The organism is Chloroflexota bacterium (assembly GCA_016219275.1).
Classification (GTDB): Bacteria; Chloroflexota; Anaerolineae; order UBA4142; family UBA4142; genus JACRBM01.
The window spans coordinates 26,694-48,030 of record JACRBM010000054.1 but is presented as its reverse complement, the minus strand read 5'-3'; the positions used below and the strand labels follow the sequence as shown (position 1 = coordinate 48,030).

At 57.5% G+C, this 21,337-nt stretch carries 18 protein-coding genes; all 18 read left to right on the top strand.

From position 1 onward, the window contains the following. The first annotated feature begins 60 nt into the window (after nucleotides 1-60). The 18 genes from HY868_14020 (at nucleotide 61) to HY868_13935 (ending at nucleotide 21,329) form a co-directional block, all read left to right on the top strand. A complete protein-coding gene (locus tag HY868_14020; protein MBI5303246.1) occupies nucleotides 61-1,566 on the top strand; it encodes a tripartite tricarboxylate transporter permease in 1,506 nt (501 codons plus the stop codon). 83 nt (nucleotides 1,567-1,649) lie between these two features. Continuing rightward, the gene (locus HY868_14015; protein MBI5303245.1) at nucleotides 1,650-1,934 is read left to right on the top strand and encodes a UxaA family hydrolase; all 285 of its coding nucleotides are present in this window, start codon (nucleotides 1,650-1,652) and stop codon (nucleotides 1,932-1,934) included. Continuing rightward, a complete protein-coding gene (locus HY868_14010) occupies nucleotides 1,934-3,100 on the top strand; it encodes a UxaA family hydrolase (protein MBI5303244.1) in 1,167 nt (388 codons plus the stop codon). The genes HY868_14015 and HY868_14010 overlap by 1 nt, the downstream gene beginning before the upstream one ends. A 28-nt stretch (nucleotides 3,101-3,128) precedes the next feature. After that, a complete protein-coding gene (locus HY868_14005; protein MBI5303243.1) occupies nucleotides 3,129-4,418 on the top strand; it encodes a cytochrome P450 in 1,290 nt (429 codons plus the stop codon). A gap of 84 nt (nucleotides 4,419-4,502) precedes the next feature. Beyond that, nucleotides 4,503-5,522 carry a putative sulfate exporter family transporter gene (locus tag HY868_14000; protein ID MBI5303242.1) on the top strand — a complete coding sequence of 340 codons (1,020 nt, stop codon included), beginning with the start codon at nucleotides 4,503-4,505 and terminating at the stop codon, nucleotides 5,520-5,522. Next, nucleotides 5,522-6,781: a nickel-dependent lactate racemase gene (larA, locus tag HY868_13995; protein MBI5303241.1), complete on the top strand. Its 1,260-nt coding sequence runs from the start codon at nucleotides 5,522-5,524 to the stop codon at nucleotides 6,779-6,781. Before HY868_14000 ends, larA begins: the two co-directional genes overlap by 1 nt. A 57-nt stretch (nucleotides 6,782-6,838) precedes the next feature. Beyond that, nucleotides 6,839-7,603 (top strand): alpha/beta fold hydrolase, encoded by a 765-nt coding sequence (locus tag HY868_13990; GenBank protein MBI5303240.1) that lies wholly within the window; start codon nucleotides 6,839-6,841, stop codon nucleotides 7,601-7,603. Between the two features lie 169 nt (nucleotides 7,604-7,772). Next, complete coding sequence (locus HY868_13985) at nucleotides 7,773-10,181, top strand: hypothetical protein (GenBank protein ID MBI5303239.1); 2,409 nt, start codon at nucleotides 7,773-7,775, stop codon at nucleotides 10,179-10,181. A 44-nt stretch (nucleotides 10,182-10,225) separates the two neighbouring features. Further along, nucleotides 10,226-10,873 carry a hypothetical protein gene (locus HY868_13980; protein MBI5303238.1) on the top strand — a complete coding sequence of 216 codons (648 nt, stop codon included), beginning with the start codon at nucleotides 10,226-10,228 and terminating at the stop codon, nucleotides 10,871-10,873. Nucleotides 10,874-11,015: 142 nt separating this feature from the next. Then, on the top strand, nucleotides 11,016-11,537 hold the full coding sequence (locus HY868_13975; GenBank protein MBI5303237.1) for a flavodoxin domain-containing protein: 522 nt from the start codon (nucleotides 11,016-11,018) through the stop codon (nucleotides 11,535-11,537). A gap of 87 nt (nucleotides 11,538-11,624) precedes the next feature. Further along, nucleotides 11,625-12,545, top strand: coding sequence for a glycyl-radical enzyme activating protein (locus HY868_13970; GenBank protein ID MBI5303236.1), 921 nt, complete (start codon nucleotides 11,625-11,627; stop codon nucleotides 12,543-12,545). A gap of 105 nt (nucleotides 12,546-12,650) precedes the next feature. After that, nucleotides 12,651-13,448, top strand: coding sequence for a pyridoxamine 5'-phosphate oxidase family protein (locus tag HY868_13965; GenBank protein MBI5303235.1), 798 nt, complete (start codon nucleotides 12,651-12,653; stop codon nucleotides 13,446-13,448). Nucleotides 13,449-13,537: 89 nt separating this feature from the next. Next, nucleotides 13,538-14,980 carry an MFS transporter gene (locus tag HY868_13960; GenBank protein ID MBI5303234.1) on the top strand — a complete coding sequence of 481 codons (1,443 nt, stop codon included), beginning with the start codon at nucleotides 13,538-13,540 and terminating at the stop codon, nucleotides 14,978-14,980. Between the two features lie 148 nt (nucleotides 14,981-15,128). Then, nucleotides 15,129-15,557, top strand: coding sequence for a CBS domain-containing protein (locus HY868_13955; GenBank protein MBI5303233.1), 429 nt, complete (start codon nucleotides 15,129-15,131; stop codon nucleotides 15,555-15,557). After that, nucleotides 15,557-16,957 carry an FAD-dependent oxidoreductase gene (locus HY868_13950; protein ID MBI5303232.1) on the top strand — a complete coding sequence of 467 codons (1,401 nt, stop codon included), beginning with the start codon at nucleotides 15,557-15,559 and terminating at the stop codon, nucleotides 16,955-16,957. The genes HY868_13955 and HY868_13950 overlap by 1 nt, the downstream gene beginning before the upstream one ends. 163 nt (nucleotides 16,958-17,120) lie before the next feature. Then, the gene (locus HY868_13945) at nucleotides 17,121-18,167 is read left to right on the top strand and encodes a LacI family DNA-binding transcriptional regulator (GenBank protein MBI5303231.1); all 1,047 of its coding nucleotides are present in this window, start codon (nucleotides 17,121-17,123) and stop codon (nucleotides 18,165-18,167) included. After that, nucleotides 18,164-19,180, top strand: coding sequence for a uroporphyrinogen decarboxylase (locus tag HY868_13940; protein ID MBI5303230.1), 1,017 nt, complete (start codon nucleotides 18,164-18,166; stop codon nucleotides 19,178-19,180). The genes HY868_13945 and HY868_13940 overlap by 4 nt, the downstream gene beginning before the upstream one ends. A gap of 172 nt (nucleotides 19,181-19,352) precedes the next feature. Next, on the top strand, nucleotides 19,353-21,329 hold the full coding sequence (locus tag HY868_13935) for a hypothetical protein (GenBank protein MBI5303229.1): 1,977 nt from the start codon (nucleotides 19,353-19,355) through the stop codon (nucleotides 21,327-21,329). The last annotated feature ends 8 nt before the right edge of the window (nucleotides 21,330-21,337 follow it).

Below are 21,337 nucleotides of genomic sequence, written 5' to 3'. Positions count from 1 at the left end.
CAGATTCAGGAAAGGGGAGAAGGGGCTAGGGGGTGAGGGGTGAGGTCTGGAGATGCAAACATGGATGCCTGGAACATGCTCGCGCAAGGATTCGCGAGCGCACTCAGCCCGATCAATCTCTTGTTCGCTTTGATCGGTTGCATCGCCGGAACCTTGGTCGGAGTGCTGCCCGGCTTGGGACCGACCGCTGCGATTGCGATGCTTTTGCCGTTGACGACGATGCTGCCGCCCGCGCCGGCGATCATCATGATGGCAGCGATCTACTATGGCGCGATGTACGGCGGTTCGACGACGGCGATCCTTGTCAACATTCCGGGTGAAGCATCGTCCGTGCCGACGGCGATTGATGGCTATCAACTCAACCTGCAAGGACGCGGCGGTCCGACGCTCGGCATTTCGGCGATCACCTCGTTCGTCGCCGGCACTCTGGGTGTCATCGGCTTGACGTTTTTCGCGCCGCTCTTGTCCCAGGTCGCACTCGCCTTCGGTCCGCCGGAATATTTCGCGCTCGCGTTCCTGGGTCTGTCGCTCATCATCAGTCTTTCCGGGCGCGCGCTCGTCAAAGGAATTCTCGCCGCTGCATTCGGTTTGCTGACCGCGGTCGTCGGACTCGATCCGCTTACCGGCGTCGCGCGTTTGACGTTCGGTCAGCCCTTGTTGATGGCGGGCATCGAGTTCGTCCCGATCATCATGGGTTTGTTCGCGATCAGCGAAGTGCTATTGAATGTCGAATCGAGCGCGCGCGGAATTTTGGCGGACCAGAAAATCGAATGGCTGCCGTCGTGGCAAGACCTCAAGGAAACTTGGGCGGCGATGTTTCGCTCGGGTACGCTTGGCTTTTTCATGGGGCTGATCCCAGGGTGCAGTCCGGCGGTGACGTCGTTCATGGCGTATGATCTCGAAAAGCGCGTGTCGAAGCATCCGGAAAAATTCGGCAAAGGCGCGATGGACGCCATCGCCGCGGTCGAAGGCGCGAACAATGCAACGGCGAGCGGCGGATTCGTCCCGCTGTTTTCGTTTGGCATTCCATCGGGACCGGCGCTCGCCGTTTTGCTCGGCGGATTTATGATGTACGGTTTGCAGCCCGGTCCGCGCTTGATGACGGAACAACCGCAGTTGTTGTGGACGATCATCGCGAGCATGTACATCGGCAATGTAATGTTGCTCATCTTGAACCTGCCGCTCGTCGGAATTTGGGCGCGCATGGCGCTGATTCCGTTTCCGATCCTGGGTCCGCTGATCGTCGCCTTCACCTTCATCGGCGCGTACAGTCTGCGCTTTCAGATGCTCGACATCTGGGTCGTCGTGATCTTTGGCGTGATCGGTTACTTGATGCGTAAGTTTGGTTTTCCGGTTGCGCCGATGGTGCTCGCCGCCGTCCTGGCAAAAATGCTAGAGACATCGCTGATGCAATCGCTCGGTCTCTCGCATGGCTCGCCGCTCATCTTTTTCACGCGACCGATCTCTCTGGTGTTCATGGTCGTCGCGCTTGCATTCATCACGCGCGGCGTTTGGCTGCAAATGCAAACGCGCACAGTGAATATGGCGGCGGAAAGTGAAGTGTAAATTAGTCAACAGTCAACAGTCAACAGTAGGATGATTCACTGTTCACTGTTCACTAATTCCAAGTCTCAATTCTAGGAGGTAGTATGAAGCACGGCATTTTGGTGCACGAAACAATTGACGATGTCGGCGTTGCGGTTGAAGACCTCAAAGCCGGCAACGATGTTGGCGCAGTCACGCTCGAAGGGCAACCGGCGGGCAGCGTCAAACTGGTGAACGATGTTCCGCTCGGACACAAGGTCGCGATGAAGGACATTGCGAAAGGCAAAGACGTGATCGAGTACGGGCGCGTGATCGGCGTTGCCGCGGATGCGGCGCCGCGCGGATCGCACGTTCACTCGCACAATCTCAAAACGAAAAGGTGGAAATGATGATCAAGCCACAAGACCTCAAATTCCTGGGCTATCGTCGTCCTGATGGGCGCTTTGGCGCGCGCAACCACGTCCTCATCATTCCGGTGGACGACATTTCGAACGCCGTCGCCGAAGGTGTCGCGATGAATATTCGCGGCACGATGGCATTGCCGCATCCGTACGGTCGCTTGCAATTTGGCGAAGATTGGGATTTGACCTTCCGCACGCTCGCGGGTCAGGGTCGCAATCCCAACTGCGCCGCCGCAATCGTGATCTGCATCGAGCCGAAATGGGCTGAACTGATCGTCAAAGAAATCGCCAAGACCGGCAAACCCGTCGCCGGATTCAGCATCGAACGATCCGGCGATCTCAAGACGATCGAAGCTGCGTCGCGCAAAGCAAAAGAGTTCGTGCATTACGCCACCGAGTTGCAGCGCGAACCGTTCACCGTCAAAGAATTGACGATGAGCACCAAGTGCGGCGAATCAGACACAACGTCTGGTCTCGCATCGAACCCGACCGTCGGGCGCACGTTCGAACGACTTGCGGATGCCGGCGCGACGTTGATCTTCGGCGAAACGACCGAAGTGACCGGCGGCGAAGACATCATTATGCAACAATGCGCGACGCCGGAAATCGCCGCGCAGTTCAAAGCCGCGTTCGACGATTATCAGCGACTCGTGGAAAGCCAGGGCGTTTCCTTGTTCGGCTCGCAACCGACCGAAGGTAACATTCGCGGCGGGTTGACGACCATCGAAGAAAAGGCGCTGGGCAACATTCAAAAAGCCGGTCGCTGCAAGATCGTTGATTTTCTCAAACCCGCGCAAGAACCGCGCAAACCTGGGTTGAGTTTCATGGATTCATCGTCCGCCGCCGCCGAAATGGTGACGCTGTGCGCCGCCGCCGGTTCCGTCGTCCATTACTTTACGACCGGTCAAGGCAACGTCATCGGCAACCCGGTCGTTCCGGTGATCAAGTTGTCCGCGAATCCGCTCACGGTCGCGACAATGTCCGAACACGTGGATGTTGATTTGACCGGCATGTTGCGCTTGGAAATGAATCTCGACCAAGCCGCGGATGCCGCGCTCCAAATGTTGGAACGCACGATCAACGGTCGCATGACCTCCGCCGAAACGTTGCGGCACAATGAGTTTGTGTTGACCAAGTTGTATCGCTCGGCGTGATTAAAGTATGAAGGCAGAAGGATGAAGGATGAATAGTTCATCCTTCATCCTTCTAATTTCATCCTTGTTGCCAGAAGGAGAATCAGTGTCACGCATTTCGATTGCGCCCCTTGAAGAGCAATTGCGCTCGCCGGAATTTTTCGTTGACCCGTATCCGACGTACCGTCGTTTGCGTGAACGCGCGCCGGTGTATTGGAGTGACGCGCTCGGCGGCTGGGTCATTACGCGCTACGCCGACCTCGTCACGATTTTCCGCGACCCGCAACGATTTTCGAGCGCGGGTCGCGTTACTTTTCTGCTCCGTCAACTCCCCGACGCCGCGCGCGCCCAGGTTGAACAATTAGAGCGACATTACGCGGTCGGTCTCGCGCATTCCGACCCGCCCGATCACACGCGCTTGCGCGCGTTGTTAACCAAGGTGTTTACGCCGCGCATGATCGAGACGATGCGCGGGCGCATCGAAACGGTCGTGAACGATTTGCTCGCGCACGTCGAACGCGCCGGACGAATGGACATCATTGGCGACCTCGCGTACCCGCTGCCTGCGATCATCGTCTCCGAAATGATTGGCGCGCCGACGGAGGACCGCGACAAGTTTCGCCAATGGGCAATCGAGATCAACGGTTTGTTTGAGGGCGGCGGTCGCATCATTCCGGAAAATGTAGACACCGCACAACGCGCGTTGCTGGAGATGCGCGCGTACGTGCGCGAACTCATCGCGCACAAACGCGCCGAACCGCGCGAGGATATTTTATCCGGACTCGTCGCGGCGGAAGAGCAGGGTGACAAACTTTCGGATGCCGAACTCGTCTCGACGGTCGTCACATTGTTCGTCGCGGGACACGAGACGACGACGAATTTGATCGGCAACGGAATGCACGCGCTCTTGCGTCAGCCCGATCAACTCGCGCGTCTGCGCGCGAATCCTGGGTTGATCGCGAGCGCGGTCGAAGAATTGTTGCGGTACGACACGTCGGTGCAACGCGGCTGGCGCATCGCGCGCGAGGATGTCGAATTCGGCGGCGAACAAATTCGGCGCGGCGACCTGGTCTTGCCGATGCTTGGCGCGGCGAATCGCGATCCCGCGCAATTTCCAAACCCCGACGCACTCGACATTGCGCGCAAAGAAAATCGGCATGTCGCGTTTGGGTACGGCATTCACTTTTGTCTCGGCGCGCCGCTCGCGCGTCTCGAAGCGCCGCTGGCGATCAACGCGTTGCTCGCGCGTTTTCCGAATGTGCGGCTGACCGGCGAACCGCTCGTGTGGCGGCAGGACATCGCGTTGCGCGGATTGATTACGCTGCCAGTTTCCTTGTGAGGTGAAATCATCGGCGTTCTGTTTGCTGAAATAAAAAAGATCGCGCACGAGTTAGCGCGCGCGTGGCTAGGACTGAGCGTCGTCGTGGTCGTCGCCATTAGCAGTCGCATTCTGCACGATCTCATTCCCAACGCGATGTTGACCAAAGCGATCAGCGAAATTCTCATCGCGATGTTGCTGGGTTTGCTGATTCGGAATACAATTCGCTTGCCCGCGTCGGTGGACGCGGGCGCGAAATTCGCGCTCGATCGCATTTTGCGTTTCGGTATTATCTTGCTCGGATTGCGCTTGAGTTTGCAAGATGTCGCGGCGACCGGCTCCACTGCACTCGTGTTGATTGTCGTTTGCATTTCGTTTGCTCTCGGATTCGCGTTTCTCGTTGGACGCGGTTTGAACATTCCGCGCCGGCTCGTCACGCTGATTGGCTTTGGCACAGCGATTTGCGGCAACTCGGCGATTGTCGCGACCGCGCCGCTCATCGAAGCGAAAGAAGAAGACGTCAGTTTCGCGGTCGCGATGATTACATTGTTCGGATTGATCGCGGTGATCGTTTATCCGATTGTAGGTCACGCGCTCGCGCTGTCCGATTCCGTTTTCGGATTATGGAGCGGCACCGCGGTGAACGACACGTCCCAGGTCGTGGCGACTGCCGCGGCGTACAGTCCGCGCGCGCTCGACATCGCGACGGTGGTCAAACTGACGCGCAACGTATTCCTGGGTCCATTGATGATCTTGATGGGATTCGTCTACGCGCGCGCCACGCATCACGCGACGAAAAGACTGACGATGCAGCCGGTGATTCCGTGGTTCGTGGTCGCGTTCATTGTGATGTCGCTCTTGCGGACCCTGGGCATCGCCGCCGGCATCTTGCCGCAAAACGTGGATCAGCCGGAGCATTTGTTTGTGAGTGCGGCGTGGCTCAAACTGGCGGACGACGCATCCAAGTTCGCGATTCTCTGCGCGCTCACCGGCATTGGCTTGAGCACGAACATCGCGAGTCTCCGCCAGACCGGTTGGCGACCTTTCATCCTCGCGCTGACGATTGCATTCGCGTTGGCGGTGGCGAGTCTCGCGATGATTTTGATGACTGGGTTGGGGGCATGATGCAATTTCAAATTCCATACGGAAAAACACATTTGGAATTTTCGCTTTCCGATTCATTGCGCGCGGAACTCATCGCGCCCGCGGCGATCCCGCCGTTGACCGATGCGCCGCGCGCGGTGAGCGACGCGCTCGACGCGCCGCTCGCATTCGATTGGTCGCGCTTTGCGCGCGCGCAATCGGTCGCCATCGCGATCAACGACAAGACGCGTCCCGTGCCGCTCGCGATTCTTCTGCCGCCGCTCTTGCAAAAACTCGCGCGGCTCGACGTTCCGCGTGAAGCGATCACGTTGCTGATCGCGACCGGCACGCACGCGCCGATGCGCGCGGACGAATTCGGCGCGGTCGTGCCTGCCGACATCCTCGCGCATTATCGCGTCATCTCACACGATTGCGATGACGGTGCGAATCTGATCGAACTCGGCGCGACGACGCGCGGTACGCGCGTCCTGGCAAATCGTGTGTTCGTCGAAGCGGAGCTACGCATCGCGATTGGCGACATCGAGCCGCATCAATTCATGGGATTTTCCGGCGGCGTCAAAGCGGCGGCGATTGGCGTCGCGGGGCGCGCGACGATCACGCACAATCATTCGCTGATGCTGGACCCGCACGCGTATCAAGGGCGCTATGCCGACAATCCCGCGCGGCAGGATGTCGAAGAAATCGGAAAAATGATGGGCGTGCATTGCGCGCTCAATCCGGTCGTCAACGCGGAAAAGAAAATCGTCGGCGTTTTTGCGGGCGATCCGGTCGCAGTCATTCACGCGGGGATGCCGCTCGCGCTCGACGTGTATCGCGTGAAGGTGACCGCGCCGTTCGATCTGATGATCGTGTCGGCGGGTGGACATCCGAAAGACATCAACGTGTATCAAGCGCAAAAAGCGTTGGGGCACGCGATGCCGGTGATGAATCTCGGCGGTACGATCATCTGGGTCGCCGCGTGTCCCGAAGGATCGGGAAGTAAACTGTATGAAGAATATCTGCGCGACGTATCGTCCCAGCATCAAGTCCTCGAACGTTTTCAGCGCGAGCCGTTTCGCCTGGGTTATCACAAGGCGTTTCAAATCGCGCGCGATGCGACGCGCGCGCGTGTGTTGATGGTGACGGACATGCCGCGCGATCTCACGACGCGATTGCTCCTCGACAAGTGCGATTCGCTCGACGCCGCGCTGACGCTTGCGCTGCGCGACCTCCCGCGCGACGCGCGCATCGGCGTGATGCCGGCGGGGAATGTGACCATTCCTTCAATTTTAGATTTATGATTTTCGATTTTCGATTTATGATCGGCTCAATCGAAAATCGGCATTCGGAAATCGAAAATGACAAATTTCATTCGTAACCCTCATCTCGACGGCGAGACATTTTTCCGGCAAGGCAACGCGACCGGCGTTTTGCTTGTGCACGGTTTCACGGCGACAACTGCGGAAGTGCGTTTGCTCGGCGATTTTTTGCATGCGCGCGGGTACACGATTTCCGCGCCCCTCTTGCCTGGGCACGGCACGACGCCGGAGGAAATGAATCGGTGTCGTTGGCAAGACTGGACGAACGCGGTGGAGTGCGCGTACTGCGATCTTGCCGCGCGATGCCAGCGCGTGTTCATCGGCGGCGAATCTATGGGTGCGGTGCTCTCGCTTTACACCGCGAGCAATCACCCAGAGGCGGCAGGGGTTTTGTTATACGCGCCGGCGATCCAGGTCGCGTCGCCGTTGTCCATCGTGCTCGCGCGATTGTACGCACCATTCAAGGCGTTCGCGGAAAAACCGGTGCGCGCGGCAACTGCCGTAGACCCGCGTTGGAAAGGGTACGCGGTCAATCCGCTGCGCGCGGTCGTACAGTTGGGCAAGTTGCAACGCGCGACGCGCAAACGATTAGCGAAAATTCATCAACCGGTTTTCATCGCCCAAGGTCGGCTCGACCAAGCGATTGATCCGCGTAGTGGGCAGATCATCCTCGATGAGATTTCATCGCCGCAAAAGGAATTGCACTGGTTCGAACGCTCGACGCACTGTGTGATCCTCGATCAAGAGTGGGAACAGATCGCGGAGAGGACCGCGGGTTTTATCGCGCGAGTGATTTCCCACTGATGGATTTTTAACCCGCGTTTTTTGACACCACTCTGATTCCACGTTACAATATTTTCAACACTGGCGATGTCGCCGTGTCTCGGTTGATTGTCTGCCGCATGGTCACGATGTGCCTGCTGGATAGACGCGATTCCCGCGCGCCTCAGCAGGTTTTTTGTTGGAGGTTCCCATGTCCGCCAACCTCAGCACGTGTACCACCCCCACGTCAGTTTGGTCTGCCGCGCCCGCACTTTTCCCGCGCGTAAAAAAACTCCGCGACGAGTACTGGAATTTCTACGAACGCAAGTTTACAAACCAAGTGCGCGCGTATACGACTGGCACACCCTGGGATTGCGTGTACTCGATTTGGTCGTGGACGAATGTTCCCGAAGTCGCGTTGTTCCAGCAAGGATTTCGCAGTTACCTCGGCGCGGCGGCAACCAGGGTGGAACTTTTCGAAGGATTTTGGATCGAGCCACTCGTCGTGCGCCAGGCGCTCTTTTTCCGCCAAGTCGTCCGCAACTATTTGCCGGCGCAAATCCTCGACGGCGAATTGATCGTCGGCTCGAATTTTAGCGCCGCGCTCTCGCGTTGTTTGACGCGCGGCGAACAAGGCGCACGCGATCGCGCAGAAAAGCGATTCCTCAAAGAATGGCACGCGCTCAACGATGTCGGCGTCGGCAATTGCGGCGCAGTCCCCGGTCATCTCATACCCGATTTTCCGAAAGCGTTGCGAATCGGCTGGAAGGGCATTCAAACCGAAGCGCAATCTGTATTGGACGATCCCGATGCGACGCGCGAGCAACGCGACCTCGCGCACGCCATTGTCATCTGCGCTGACGCGGTGAGAATGTTGAGCGACCGCTACGAAGCCGAAGCGAGCCGCCTCGCCGATTCGGAAAGCGACCCAGGTCGCCGCGCGGAATTGCGCGAGATTGCGCGCACCTGTTCCAGAGTACCGTGGTTGCCGCCCAAAACTTTTCCCGAAGCGTTGCAAGCGTTGTGGACAACACATTCGTTGTTGATGGTCGCGGAAAGTTATCCCGGTCCCGGCGTTTCGCCAGGTCGTGTGGACCAATATTTGTATCCGTACTTCAAAGCCGATTTGGAATCGGGACGATTGACGCGCGAGCAGGCAAAAGAATGGCTCGAATGTTGGTGGATCAAACACAATTACGCGTACGATTACCAGGGCTGGGTCGGCACGAACCAGGGCATCAACTCGTCGTTTGGGCAACTCATCACGCTCGGCGGAATGAACGCGGACGGGAGCGACGCGTCGAACGAACTAACGTATCTCATGCTCGACATCATCGAAGAAATCAATCTGCTCGAACCCAAGCCGAACATTCGCATCCACGCGCAAACGCCCGACCGCTTGCTGAAACGCATCGTCGAGATGTTAGCGCACGCACAAGGGTCGCCGTTCCTCATCAACTTTGACGAGAACGCGATAGCCGGTTTGCGCTGGCAAGGTTTGCCGGAAGAACGACTCTGGGATTACGCGCCGGTCGGTTGTCTCGAAAACACACTCGCCGGCGATGATCGCTCCGGCACGGTGGACGTGAATCTCAACCTTGCCAAAGCGATTGAACTCGCGCTGAACGACGGATGCGATCTGCAAACCGGGAAACAAATCGGACCACACACCGGCAATCCAATTGATTTCCCCGATTTCCCTCATTTCCTTTCCGCGTTTGAAACGCAACTCCGTTTTCTCGTTGACTGGATCATCCGCGTCAACAATCTCGCCGATGCCGGGCGCGCGCGTTGGGAGCCGTGCGCGTATTTGAGCGCGCTCGTCGGCGGCTGTCTCGAATCGGGTAAGGACTCGAACGCGGGCGGCGCGCATCACAACTATCTCACCGTCGAAGGCGTCGCGCTTGCGACGGCGGCGGACAGCATCGCCGCGATCAAAAAGTTGGTGTACGAAACGAAACAAATCGCGATGACTGATTTGCTCGACGCGCTCAAATCGAATTTCGAAGGCAAGGACGCTTCGCGTTTGCGGCAGATGCTCATCACCAAAGCGCCCAAGTACGGCAATGACGATCTGTACGCCGACGACATTGCGCGCGAAATCAGTCATGTGTGGACGGAGCAGGCGATCACGCACACGTCGCCGACCGGCAAGAAATATCGTGGCGGGTACTTGTCGTGGAATTACTGGATCGCGTACGCGCCGACAACAGCGGCGACGCCGGACGGTCGCAAGCGCGGACAGTACTTGTCGAACGCGGTTTGCCCGGTGAACGGCGCGGATCGCAAGGGACCGACCTCGGTCATCAAGAGTGTGGGGCATCTCGATTTGCAGACCGCGCCGAACGGCGCGAGCCACACGCTAAGTTTCAGCCCGGCGATGTTGCGCGATCCGGAGCAACAACAAAAACTGGTGGCGTTGTTGCGCGCGTACGGCAAGGTGGGCGGCACGGCGTTGCAAATCAATGTGATTGACGCGAACACGTTGCGCGAGGCGCAAAAGCATCCCGACGAGTACCGCAACTTGCTCGTGCGTGTGACCGGCTACAACGCGTACTTTGTTGGAATTGGCAAAGAGATTCAGGACGAGATTATCGCGCGGGAGAGTCATCGGTTGTAATCCGCGAATTACACGAATTTGCACGAATACGGAGAATTCTAGCAATGGATAACACTGAATTTCTCATGCGCCTCATACGTCAACTTGATGCGCTGATTCCGTTCTTAGCACTTTCACATCAAGATGTGTTTGATCTCATACAAAAAGAGAAAGATATTTGGTTTATGGAAAGCCAGAGGAGAACCATTCCTGAAACATATGAGATTTATTGCACCCAGGTTAATCACTCAGCATTCCTGTTGGGCTATTCGTATTTCGAGGTATTCCTGGGCGACCTTATGAAAGAAATATTTCTGTCCAACCCCAGCATGTTGCCGAAAGAAAAACAGCTCAAATTCAGTGAGATTCTCGAAGCCCGTACTTTTGAAAGTGTAATCGAGTTGATGATAGAAAAAGAGAACCTGGCGCTCGTTTATCAGAGCATGGATAAGGTCATTGATTACTTTGAGACGAAACTAAATCTCCACTGGACTGATGAACACAAAGACACCATAATTCGTGCGACTTACTTGCGAAACTGCATAGTGCATAATATGAGTCGTGCGGATAGCCGATTAGCTCAGGTGTCTCAGTACGTGGTTGGACAAGACATCAATTTGACCTCATCCGAGGTCCATGCATTTGGGCTGATTGCTCGCGCACTTTCACGTGATCTATATAGACAAGCAATGGAAAGATATTTCCAGAAGTAACAGAAAATATCCTACTTGTTGGTGGATGCCAATATTCACGTGTACACCTCCGACGCATCAGCGCCGATGCGTAGACCTGGAAGGTTCGCTTCGCGAAAACCTTCCAGGTCTTTGACCACGAACTCACTCCCGGAGAAACCGCATGCCAAACAAAATCCTTGTAACGTACGCCAGCCGCACCGGTTCCACCGCCGAAGTCGCGCAAGCCATTGGCAAAACACTCGCGGAAAGCGGCGCGCAAGTGGATGTGCTTGCGATGAACGAGGTGCAAGACCTCGCGCCGTACAACGTAGTCGTCGCAGGCAGTGCGATTCGAAAATCCAAGTGGCTGCCGGAAGCGGCGCAATTCATCCAGACGCATCGCGCCGAATTGGCGCAAAAAAAGTTTGCCGAGTTCACAGTCTGCATCACACTCGCGATGTCGAACACGGAGCAATACCGCGCGGTGGTGGCAAAATGGGTCGCGCCGGTGCGCGCGCTCGTCACGCCACTGAGCGAAGGATTCTTTGCCGGGATGCTCGACTTTTCCAAACTGCCGGTGAACCTGGATACGTTGCAATTGCGCGTTGCCGTTGCCCTGCGCATTTTCCCGCGCGATGATCGCCGCGATTGGAGCGCGATTCGCGCGTGGGCGGAAAGCATTCGCCCGCTGTTACTTGGATAGAATGGGACGCGGACGAGCGCAGACAAGCGCGGATTTCTATCTCTAATCGGTGCTCGCTCGCGTTTGTCCGCGCCCCACAAGGATTTTATGGACTCGACCGCACTCACCTTCAACCTTCAACAATTCAGCACCGCAGACGGACCTGGCATCCGCACGACCGTGTTTATGAAAGGATGCCCGCTTCGTTGTGTGTGGTGTCACAATCCCGAAGGCATGTCGCCACATCTCGATTTGATGTGGTACGATGCGCGGTGCATTGGCGCGCGCGAATGTTTGCGCGTTTGTCCGGAAAATGCGTTGACACTCACGCCGGCGGGGATCGCGATTGACCGCAAACGATGTACGGTGTGTGGGAAATGCGCGGAGGCGTGTCCGGCAAGCGCGCTGGTTGTGATAGGGAAAGAATGGAAACCAGAGAAATTGCTGGAGGAATTGCTGAAGGACAAGGTGTTTTACGAAACATCCGGCGGCGGCGTCACGTTCAGTGGCGGCGAGCCGATGATGCAGACCGATTTTCTCTGCGAGGTGTTGCCGCGTTGCAAAGATGGCGGACTGCACGTCGCGCTCGACACGTGCGGCGCGGTCGCATTAGAACGTTACCAGCGCGTCGTCGAATGGCTTGACCTGGCGTTGTTCGATCTGAAAATCATGGACGGCGCAAAACATCAGCAAGCGACCGGCGTTGGCAACGAGTTGATTTTGAACAATGCGCGCTGGCTTGCATCGCGTGGCGTGCCGATGTGGATTCGCACGCCGATCATTCCCGGCTACACCGACGACCACGCGAACATCCAAGCGATTGCGCGATTCATTTGCGACGAACTGCCGACGGTCGAACGCTGGGACTTGGTCGCGTACACGAATCTCGGCAAGCCAAAATATCATCGGCTCGATTTGCCGTATGCGCTGGAAAATGTATCGTTGCTCACGCGTGATGAAATGGAATCGGTGTGGCGCGTCGCGCACGACATTGCGCCGGTCGCGCGATGGTCGGGGGCGACGCGGTGAAGAAATAAAGTATGAAAGATGAGGGATGAAGGATGAAATTGATTTGCATTGTTTCCATCCTTCATCCCGCGAAGCGTGTCTTCACCCTTTGATTTGGAGGAAACGATGACAGTCCTGGAACAACACCCAGGTTTGCTTGACGCGTTGCGCGGCGAGACGACGCCGAAATTTTTGGCGACGCGTAGCGCGGCAGGGGTACCGAACGTCGTGCCGTGCATTTCACTGCAACCCGCCGACGGTCAACCCGACACCGTTTTCTTTGGCAACTTTTTGCTCCGCAAGAGTATCGTCAATCTCAAAGAAGATTCGCGCGTCGGCATCCTCGTTATCACGCCGGAACTGAACGGTTGGATTCTCAAATGCGATTTCGTCGAGTTTCAACGCACCGGCGCGTACGTCGAAAAGGTGATGAGCGGCTCGCTCTTGCGCTACAACGCCTACACCGGCATCCGCGATGCCAGTGTGATTCGCGTGCGGTCGGTCGAAAACACGTTTGCGATTTCCAAGATGCAAGTGATGACCGATTATCTGCGCGCGCGATTTGCTGGCATCATCAAGCCCGGACACACGGACGGCGGCGTGACGATACCGCGTCAGGTGCAACACGAGTTTGCGAAAATGGTCGCGGTCAAAGTGCTGGCGTGGATCGGCGATGACGGCTATCCAATGATCATCCCCGCACTTTCGATGCAACCGACTGGCGCGGAGAATTTGATCTGCCACACCATGCCAACGCTTCCGCATCCGCCGACTGAGACCCAGGTTGCAACGAATATCCTGACGTTCGATGCGATTTCGTACCAAGCCAAAGGCAAGTGGAACCTGCGCGGCGACATTGGCAATCTTTGCGTGCAAGAGGTGTACGCAGGTGGTCCGCCTCTGCCCGGCGAACGGGTTGCGTAGTGACGTTCGCGAAGCGCGCAACGTTTCTACGCAATCTCTAGTTGACTTGATTTTTGATCGAGCAAGAGAAAAACCAGATGAGTGAAAAAATGAAATTCGGTTGGACGCAGTACATCACGATCAACGCGTACTGGCTCGGTCTCGCGACACTGTCGCAAACGATGGCGCCGCTCGTGTTGCCGTTGCTCATCGAGCAATTTGTTGGCGAAGCGCAAAAGGCGACGTACTATGGCACGCTGCGTTTGTGGGGCTTGATGGTCGCGTTGCTCGCGCAAGCGTTTTGGGGTCTACTCTCCGATGCAAGCACGTTGCGCTGGGGACGCCGCCGACCGTTCATCCTCGGCGGCGCGGTGCTGAACCTGGTGTTCATTGTCGCGATTGGATTCTCGGCGGGCATGTCCGGTTTTGCCGGTTACGTTTTCCTTTTTGCGATGTACGTGCTTCTGCAAATTTCCGCGAACGCCGCGCACGGCGCGACCCAGGGTCTGATTCCCGACCTGGTTCCCGAAAATCAGCGCGGCAAATTTTCCGGCGTCAAAGCGATCCTCGAAGTGCCACTCCCGGTGATTATTGTTTCGTTCACCGTCGGTCGTCTGATTCAAGCCGGGAATATGTGGGGCGCGTTGTTCGTCGCGATGGGCGTCGTTCTGGCGACAGCGTTGCTCACGATGTTTGTGCGCGAGCAAGCCCCGCAAGGCGCGGCGGCATTGGTCAGTCAAGCGTGGAGCGCGTTCGCGCGACTCGTACTGATGACCGCGCTGTTCACCGGAATCATCCTGGGTCTGGGCGAAGCCGTTCGATTGGGGAGCGCGTTCACCGACGGATTGGACGCATCAAGTTTGTTTATCGCGATGGGCTTGCTGGGTCTGCTCGCGATGAGCATCGCGATCGCGCTCGGCGTCTGGGTGAGTGTTCGCATCGGCGCGGGCGACGCGACGCGCAATCCCTCGTTCACGTGGTGGATCGTGAATCGGCTGGCGTTTCTTGCCGGCGCAGTCAATCTTTCGTCATTCGCGATTTTCTTTTTGCAAGCGCGGCTCGGACTCGTGCGCGAAAAAGCGGCGGGACCCGCGGCGAACATGCTCTTGTTCGTCGGCGTGTTCGTTTTGATTTTCGCGTCGCTCGCCGGCTGGCTCTCGGATCGGATCGGGCACACGCGCGTCGTCGCGTTCGCCGGCGCGCTCGCGGCGTTTGGCACCGCAGTCGCGATTGCCGCGCCCGATCTCAATGTGATTTACGCGGGCGCGTGCATCATCGGCGCGGCGATTGGCATGTTCTACACCGCGAACTGGGCGCTGGGTACGCGGCTCGTGCCGCCAGACCAAGCCGCGCGATACCTGGGAATTTCGAATCTCGCCGGCGCGGGCGCAGGCGCAGTCGGTGCGTACATCGGCGGACCGATTGCGGACTTGTTCACCGCGCGTTTTCCCGATTTGCCGGGGCTGGGTTACGTGTTGCTGTTCGCGATGTACGGCGCGTTGTTTTTGCTTTCCATGCTTGCGCTTGCGCGCGTGAAAGATGCGACGCGTTGATCTGCCATTGAGGGCATAGAGGTCATAGAGAAAAAACGCGATGTTCTCACTGACCTCTTTGGCAAGGTGTGGGTAAACACTAGAATAGATTGATTGCGGCTACACCGCGCTATGTGGTATAATCCCGGTAGCCAGAAGGAGGCGAGAGATGAAAATTCAAAACATTCTTGCCACCAAGGGCGCCAATTCCATCACTATTCACCCGGAACAGTCGCTCAAGGATGCGGTGATCTTGTTGGGTAAACACAATATCGGCGCATTGGTTGTCGTGGACGAGGCGGGCAAACTGGTTGGGATGCTCTCCGAGCGCGACATTGTGCGCCAGGCGATGTATCGTGAAGACCTTTTCTTGTTGCCGGTCAGTCACGTGATGACGGAACGCGTGGTGACAGGCACGCCGGACGATGATCTCAAGTCGGTGATGCATCGCATGACTGAGGGGCGTTTTCGCCATCTGCCGGTCGTCGAGCAAGGGAAACTCGTCGGCGTCGTTTCGATTGGCGATGTCGTCAAAGCCGTGCTCGCCGAATACCAGGGCGAAATCGAAACCCTTGAAACCCAGGTCATGGAGGCGTAATGGCGCACTTGGGCACGTTATCGAACCCTGTGCGAGTCGCGATCATCGGTTCGGGTCCCGCCGCGTTCTATGCCGCCGAGGCGCTCTTCAAGCAAACCAGCGTGCTAGCCCAAGTGGATATGTTCGACCGCTTGCCGACGCCGTACGGGTTGGTGCGCGGCGGGGTTGCTCCCGATCATCCTAAAATCAAAAGCGTCACGAAGGTGTACGAAAAGATCGCGGCGGACGCGCGGTTTCGATTCTACGGCAACGTCGAGTTCGGCAAACATCTTGCGCTCGCCGACCTTAAGGATTTCTACCACCAAGTTTTATTCGCGACCGGCGCGCAGACCGACCGGCGGATGGGCATTCCCGGCGAAGACCTGCGCGGCAGTCATCCGGCAACCGAGTTCGTCGCGTGGTACAACGGACACCCGGATTACGCCGACTGCCAATTCGATTTGTCCGTGGAGCGCGCCGCGGTTGTCGGCGTGGGTAACGTCGCGATTGATGTCGCGCGGATTCTCTCGCGCACGCGCGCCGAACTGATGCAAACCGATATTGCTTCTCACGCGCTCGACGCGTTGAGTCAGAGCAACATCAAAGAAGTGTACTTGTTGGGACGACGCGGACCCGTCCAAGCCGCGTTCACGAATCCGGAAATCAAAGAGGTTGGCGAGATGCAGGATGCGGATGTGTTCACGCGCGCCGATGAGGTGGAACTCGATGCGCTCAGTCGCGCAGAATTGGAAAAAGATACCGATCCGATGACGCGAAAAAAAGTCGAGATTCTGCAAGGGTACGCGCTTCGCAAACCGTCGGGCAAATCGCGCCGGTTGCACGTGCGCTTTCTCGTTTCGCCGGTGGAACTCGTCGGCGATGACGCAGGACGCGTGACGAAAATGCGGCTCGTCCGCAACACACTTGTCGCATCCGAGTCGGGCGCGTTGAGCGCGAAAGCCACGAATCAATTCGAAGAACTAGAGGTCGGCTTGGTGTTTCGCTCGGTCGGTTATCGCGGCGTCGCGTTGCCCGACGTACCGTTCCACGACAAATGGGGCGTCATTCTCAACGAACAGGGTCGCGTGCTGGATCCGCAAACGAAACAACCACTCGCCGGCATGTACGCGTCCGGTTGGATCAAGCGCGGACCGAGCGGCGTGATCGGCACGAACAAGCCAGACTCGGTCGAGACCGTCAATGAGATGCTCGAAGATGCAACCCAGGGCGCAACGTTCACGCCCGCGCATCCGGACGCGTCGAGCGCGGAGCGATTGATTGTCGAACGCCAACCGCGTTTCATCGCGTTCGCGGATTGGGTCAAGCTCGATAAACTGGAACTGGCGCGCGGCGCGGAACAAGGTCGTCCGCGCGTCAAGTTTTCGAGCGTGGAAGAGATGTTGCGCGCGGTAGGTAAATAAAGCCGTTCGACAGATACCAGGTTTCCCCAAGAAACCTGGTATCTTGTTTCTCATCGGACGGTTTGCCCCGCGAATCGCAAAAATTGACATTTTCAGAAAATCCGAGTATTCTCTGACTGAAAATCGTCGTTGAATTTTCACTATTTTCAGAAAGAGTGCTCTGGTGGGCAAAGACGCCTCGGCTCGACCCAAGTTACTCGACGTTGCGCGACACGCGCACGTTTCCCCGGCGACCGTTTCTCGCGTGATTCACAACAACGCGCCCGTGCGCGATAATGTTCGCGCGCGTGTGCTCGCCTCGATGCACGCCCTCGGTTACGAAATGTCGCGCGCGACCTTCGCGCTTTATCGCGACACGATTGCCGTTTCGATTCCCGATCTGCTCAATCCGTTTTTCAGCGAAATCGTGCGCGGAATTGAAGACGAAGCCGCCGCGAATGCGTGGATGATGATGTTGGTGGATTTCGCCGAAGACATGCGCCGCGAACGCGACTTGCTGGAAATGACGCTGACCAAACCCTTGGACGGGATTATTGTTTGCGGGTCGCGTCTCGCCGATCTAGATTTGATCGCGCTGCGCGAACAACACAATACCCCTATGGTGCTGCTCAATCGCAAGGTCGTGCATCCGGAAATTCCGTGCATCCTCGTTGATTTTGAAAACGCCACGTATCGCGCGGCGCGTCACTTGCTCAACCTGGGTCACACGCGCCTCGCGTACCTCGCCGGTCCCGCCGCCTCGACAACCTCGCGCGTGCGACGACACGGCATCGAAATCGCCTTGCAAGAAGTGGGATTGTGTTTGCCGGATGAATGGTGCCCCGCGAGTTTTCCGAATGTGGACGGCGCGTTTCAAGCGATGAGCGCGCTGTTGTCGCTCGCCCAAGACGCGCGCCCGACGGCGGTGCTTGCGTACAACGACGTGATGGCGCTCGGCGCGTTGCACGCGATTCGCGCGCATCGGTTGCGCGTGCCGGAAGATGTGTCGGTCGTCGGCTTTGACGACATCGCGATGGCGGCGCACGCGAATCCGCCGCTCACGACGATCGCGCAACCCAAGTATCGCATGGGCAAGCTCGCGATGCGCTTGATTCTGCAGATCGCGCGCAACGAGCCGATTCGCAGTGAAGGTTTCACGCTGCTCGATTCTCCGCTGATCGTGCGCGAATCTACCGCGCCGGTCAGTGTGAATGGAAAGGAACGCGCATGACACCCTGGGATCGTTTTGCAACCGTGGCGCGCGGCGGTACCGCCGACCGCGTCCCCGTCGCCTTGATCGTGGACAGCCCGTGGCTACCTGGTTACGCCGGCGTTGACACGCTCGATTATTTTTTGCGCGAAGAGGTGTGGCTCAAGCTCAATCTCGATTTGCTCACGCGCTTTCCGGAGGTCGCGTGGATTCCTGGCTTTTGGATCGAGTACGGGATGGCGGCGGAACCATCGGGGTTTGGCGCGCGTGTGCTGTGGCACCACGACCGCCCGCCTTCGATTGAAGCGGTGCGCGGCGGGCTTGCCGCGCTCGTGGACATCGAGCCGCCCGATCCGTACGAGCACGGCTTGATGCCGCTCGTCCTCAAACGCTACGCCGATTTGGAAAAACGGTTGTTGCCGCAAGGCATCGAAGTAAAGATGGTCACCGCGCGGGGACCGTTCGCGGTGGCGAATTGGATTCTCGGCGCGACCGATTTCATGATCACGCTTGCTTCTGAGCCGGACACGATTCAACATTTTCTCGAAACACTCACGACCACGATCATTGCGTTTTTGCGCGCGCAACTCGATACGCTCCACGCGCCCGCCGGCATCATGGTGCTCGACGATATTATGGGTATGGTCTCGCCAGACATGTTCGAGCAATTCGTGCGCCCGCATTTCTCGCGTATCTTTCGCGAGTTCGACGGACTCGTCAAGGTGTTGCACAACGATACGCCGTGCATGCATTTGTGCAAGCCGCTCGCGACGCTCGGTTTCGATGTGTTCAATTTTTCGCACGAGATGGACATCGCGACGGTGCAAGCCGCGATGCCCGGCATCGCGTTGATGGGCAACGTGCCGCCGTACTCGGTGATGGCGGAAGGTACCGCTGAGCAAGTCGAGACCTGGGCGCGCGAGTGCATTCGCAAAACGAATGGACGCGGTTTGGTTCTCTCCGCCGGCGGCGGCGTCAGTCCTGGCACCCCGGCGAGCGCGATTGACGCGTTGGTGCGGGCGACGCAGGTCTGACGCACGCTGCGGCGTCTAGCGTCGCCGGGCGATGGGCGTTACGCCGAAATCGTCTTGAGCGATCCGGGCTATCGTCTTGCGCGGAATTTGCGTTCGAAAGGAGGTGCCTCCCCCGGTAAGCAGAATACTGTCCGAACAAAAAGTCACCCAGTCTCAAAGAGGAGGAAGAACGATGAACAAGCGATTCATTTTGATCGTATTGACTTTGTGCGTCGCGCTCGTGATGGTTGCGTGCGCCGCGCCCGAACCGACCAAGGTACCCGCGCCGACGATGGCGCCGACGGCAGCGCCTAAAGCGACGGAAGCCCCCAAACCAACGACCGCGGCAGTACCAGCCACGCCCAAGTACGTCGAATCCCCGATGCTCGCGGATTTGGTCAAAGCCGGCAAATTGCCGCCGGTGGAACAACGTGTCGCCGAGCAACCGTTGGTTATGAAACCAATCGCCGAAGTTGGTCAATATGGTGGGACGTGGCGGTACGCCTGGAAAGGTCCGTCTGACTTTCACGCGTACGGTCGTCTCAACTATGAGCCGATCCTGCGTTGGCCCCGCAACGCCAAGGATCCCATCCAACCCGGTTTGGCGTACAAATGGGAATTCAGCGCGGATGGCAAATCGCTCACGCTGTACTTCCGCAAGGGGCTCAAGTGGTCGGATGGCAAGCCCTGGACGGTGGACGACATCATCTTCTGGTGGGAAGACATCGAACAAAACAAAGAGCTGACCGCCGCGCCGCACGCCGAGTGGGTGGTCAACGGCAAGCCGATGACGTTGAAGAAGGTTGACGACATCACGATTCAGTACAACTTTGATGGACCCAATGGTTTGGTCCTCAACATGTTGGCGTTCCATGGCAATCAATGGCCGCTCAACTTTGAGCGGTTTGGCGCGTTTGCCCCGGCGCACTATCTGAAGCAATTCCATCCCAAGTACAACACGGCGATCAAAGACTACAAGACGTTCAACGAAAAAGCGGACGACCTGAACCCAGAACGTCCGGCGATGACCCCGTGGGTTGTCACGCAATACAAAGCCGGCGATGCGAAAATGATCGCGAGCCGCAATCCGTACTACTGGAAGGTGGACGAAAAGGGTCAACAACTCCCCTACATTGACACACTCGATTACACCTTGGTCCAGAACAATGACGGTGTTTCCGCCTTGATGCTGGGCTGTAATCTGGACAACCAGTTCCGCAGCATTGACCTCAAGAACTTTCCGCTGTTGAAGGAAAAGGAAAAGGCGTGCGACTTTACCGTCATGAAATGGCCCAACGCGCAAGGTTCTACTCTCGTGCTCTGGCCCAACCAGAGTTACGCCGACGACAATGTCTTGCGTGACATTTTCCAGAACAAGGACTTTCGCATCGCGCTCTCCTACGCGATTGACCGCAAGAAGATCAATTCCATCTCGTACCTCGATCAAGGTGTGATTCGCTCCGAGATGGTCGTGCCGGATTCACCGTACTACGTGCCCGAAGTCGAAAATCTTTACACCGACTTTGATCCCAAGAAAGCTGGCGAGTTCCTCGACAAAGCCGGCTTGAAGATGGGACCCGACGGCAAGGTGCGTCTGCGCCCGGATGGCAAGCCGCTCGAAATCACCATCGAAACCGATCGCAATGCCGGCGCGGATTTGGATGCGCTGCAACTCATCACCGAGAACTGGAACGCGGTGGGCATCAAGACCGCGCTCAAGCCAGAGAACCGCGATCTGTTCTGGTCGAACGCAACTGGCAATAAGGTGCAAATCTCAGTTTGGGGAACTGATCGTGGTCTGAGTCCATTCGTGGACCCCATCTACATCTTCCCCTTTGACAATCGGTCGTGGATGGCGCCCGCCTATGGTGTGTACTATAACACCAGCGGCAAGGAAGGCATCAAGCCAACTGGCAAGATGGCTGACGTCCAATCGCTCTACAATCAGTTCAAGGCAACGATTGATCCATCCAAGCAACTTGATCTGGGCAAGCAAATGGTCAAGATCGCGACTGAAGAAGTGTGGACGATCCAAACTGTGGGCATGCTCCCCTCTGTCCAAGTCGTCAAGAACAACATGAAAGCCAATGTTCCAGAAAAGTACACCGCCGACTGGATCTATATGTCGCCGGGTAACCTGGATCCAAGCCACTGGTTCTTCAAGAAGTAACATGCAGG

Bases quoted from the DNA above. Each gene is read 5' to 3' on its own strand.
- HY868_14020 (MBI5303246.1), top strand. From the start codon at position 61: ATGGATGCCTGGAACATGCTCGCGCAAGGATTCGCGAGCGCACTCAGC.
- HY868_14015 (MBI5303245.1), top strand. From the start codon at position 1,650: ATGAAGCACGGCATTTTGGTGCACGAAACAATTGACGATGTCGGCGTT.
- HY868_13985 (MBI5303239.1), top strand. From the start codon at position 7,773: ATGTCCGCCAACCTCAGCACGTGTACCACCCCCACGTCAGTTTGGTCT.
- HY868_13955 (MBI5303233.1), top strand. From the start codon at position 15,129: ATGAAAATTCAAAACATTCTTGCCACCAAGGGCGCCAATTCCATCACT.
- larA (MBI5303241.1), top strand. From the start codon at position 5,522: ATGCAATTTCAAATTCCATACGGAAAAACACATTTGGAATTTTCGCTT.
- HY868_13970 (MBI5303236.1), top strand. From the start codon at position 11,625: ATGGACTCGACCGCACTCACCTTCAACCTTCAACAATTCAGCACCGCA.
- HY868_13935 (MBI5303229.1), top strand. From the start codon at position 19,353: ATGAACAAGCGATTCATTTTGATCGTATTGACTTTGTGCGTCGCGCTC.
- HY868_13975 (MBI5303237.1), top strand. From the start codon at position 11,016: ATGCCAAACAAAATCCTTGTAACGTACGCCAGCCGCACCGGTTCCACC.
- HY868_13950 (MBI5303232.1), top strand. From the start codon at position 15,557: ATGGCGCACTTGGGCACGTTATCGAACCCTGTGCGAGTCGCGATCATC.
- HY868_14005 (MBI5303243.1), top strand. From the start codon at position 3,129: ATGAATAGTTCATCCTTCATCCTTCTAATTTCATCCTTGTTGCCAGAA.
- HY868_14010 (MBI5303244.1), top strand. From the start codon at position 1,934: ATGATCAAGCCACAAGACCTCAAATTCCTGGGCTATCGTCGTCCTGAT.
- HY868_13940 (MBI5303230.1), top strand. From the start codon at position 18,164: ATGACACCCTGGGATCGTTTTGCAACCGTGGCGCGCGGCGGTACCGCC.
- HY868_13960 (MBI5303234.1), top strand. From the start codon at position 13,538: ATGAAATTCGGTTGGACGCAGTACATCACGATCAACGCGTACTGGCTC.
- HY868_13990 (MBI5303240.1), top strand. From the start codon at position 6,839: ATGACAAATTTCATTCGTAACCCTCATCTCGACGGCGAGACATTTTTC.
- HY868_13965 (MBI5303235.1), top strand. From the start codon at position 12,651: ATGACAGTCCTGGAACAACACCCAGGTTTGCTTGACGCGTTGCGCGGC.
- HY868_13980 (MBI5303238.1), top strand. From the start codon at position 10,226: ATGGATAACACTGAATTTCTCATGCGCCTCATACGTCAACTTGATGCG.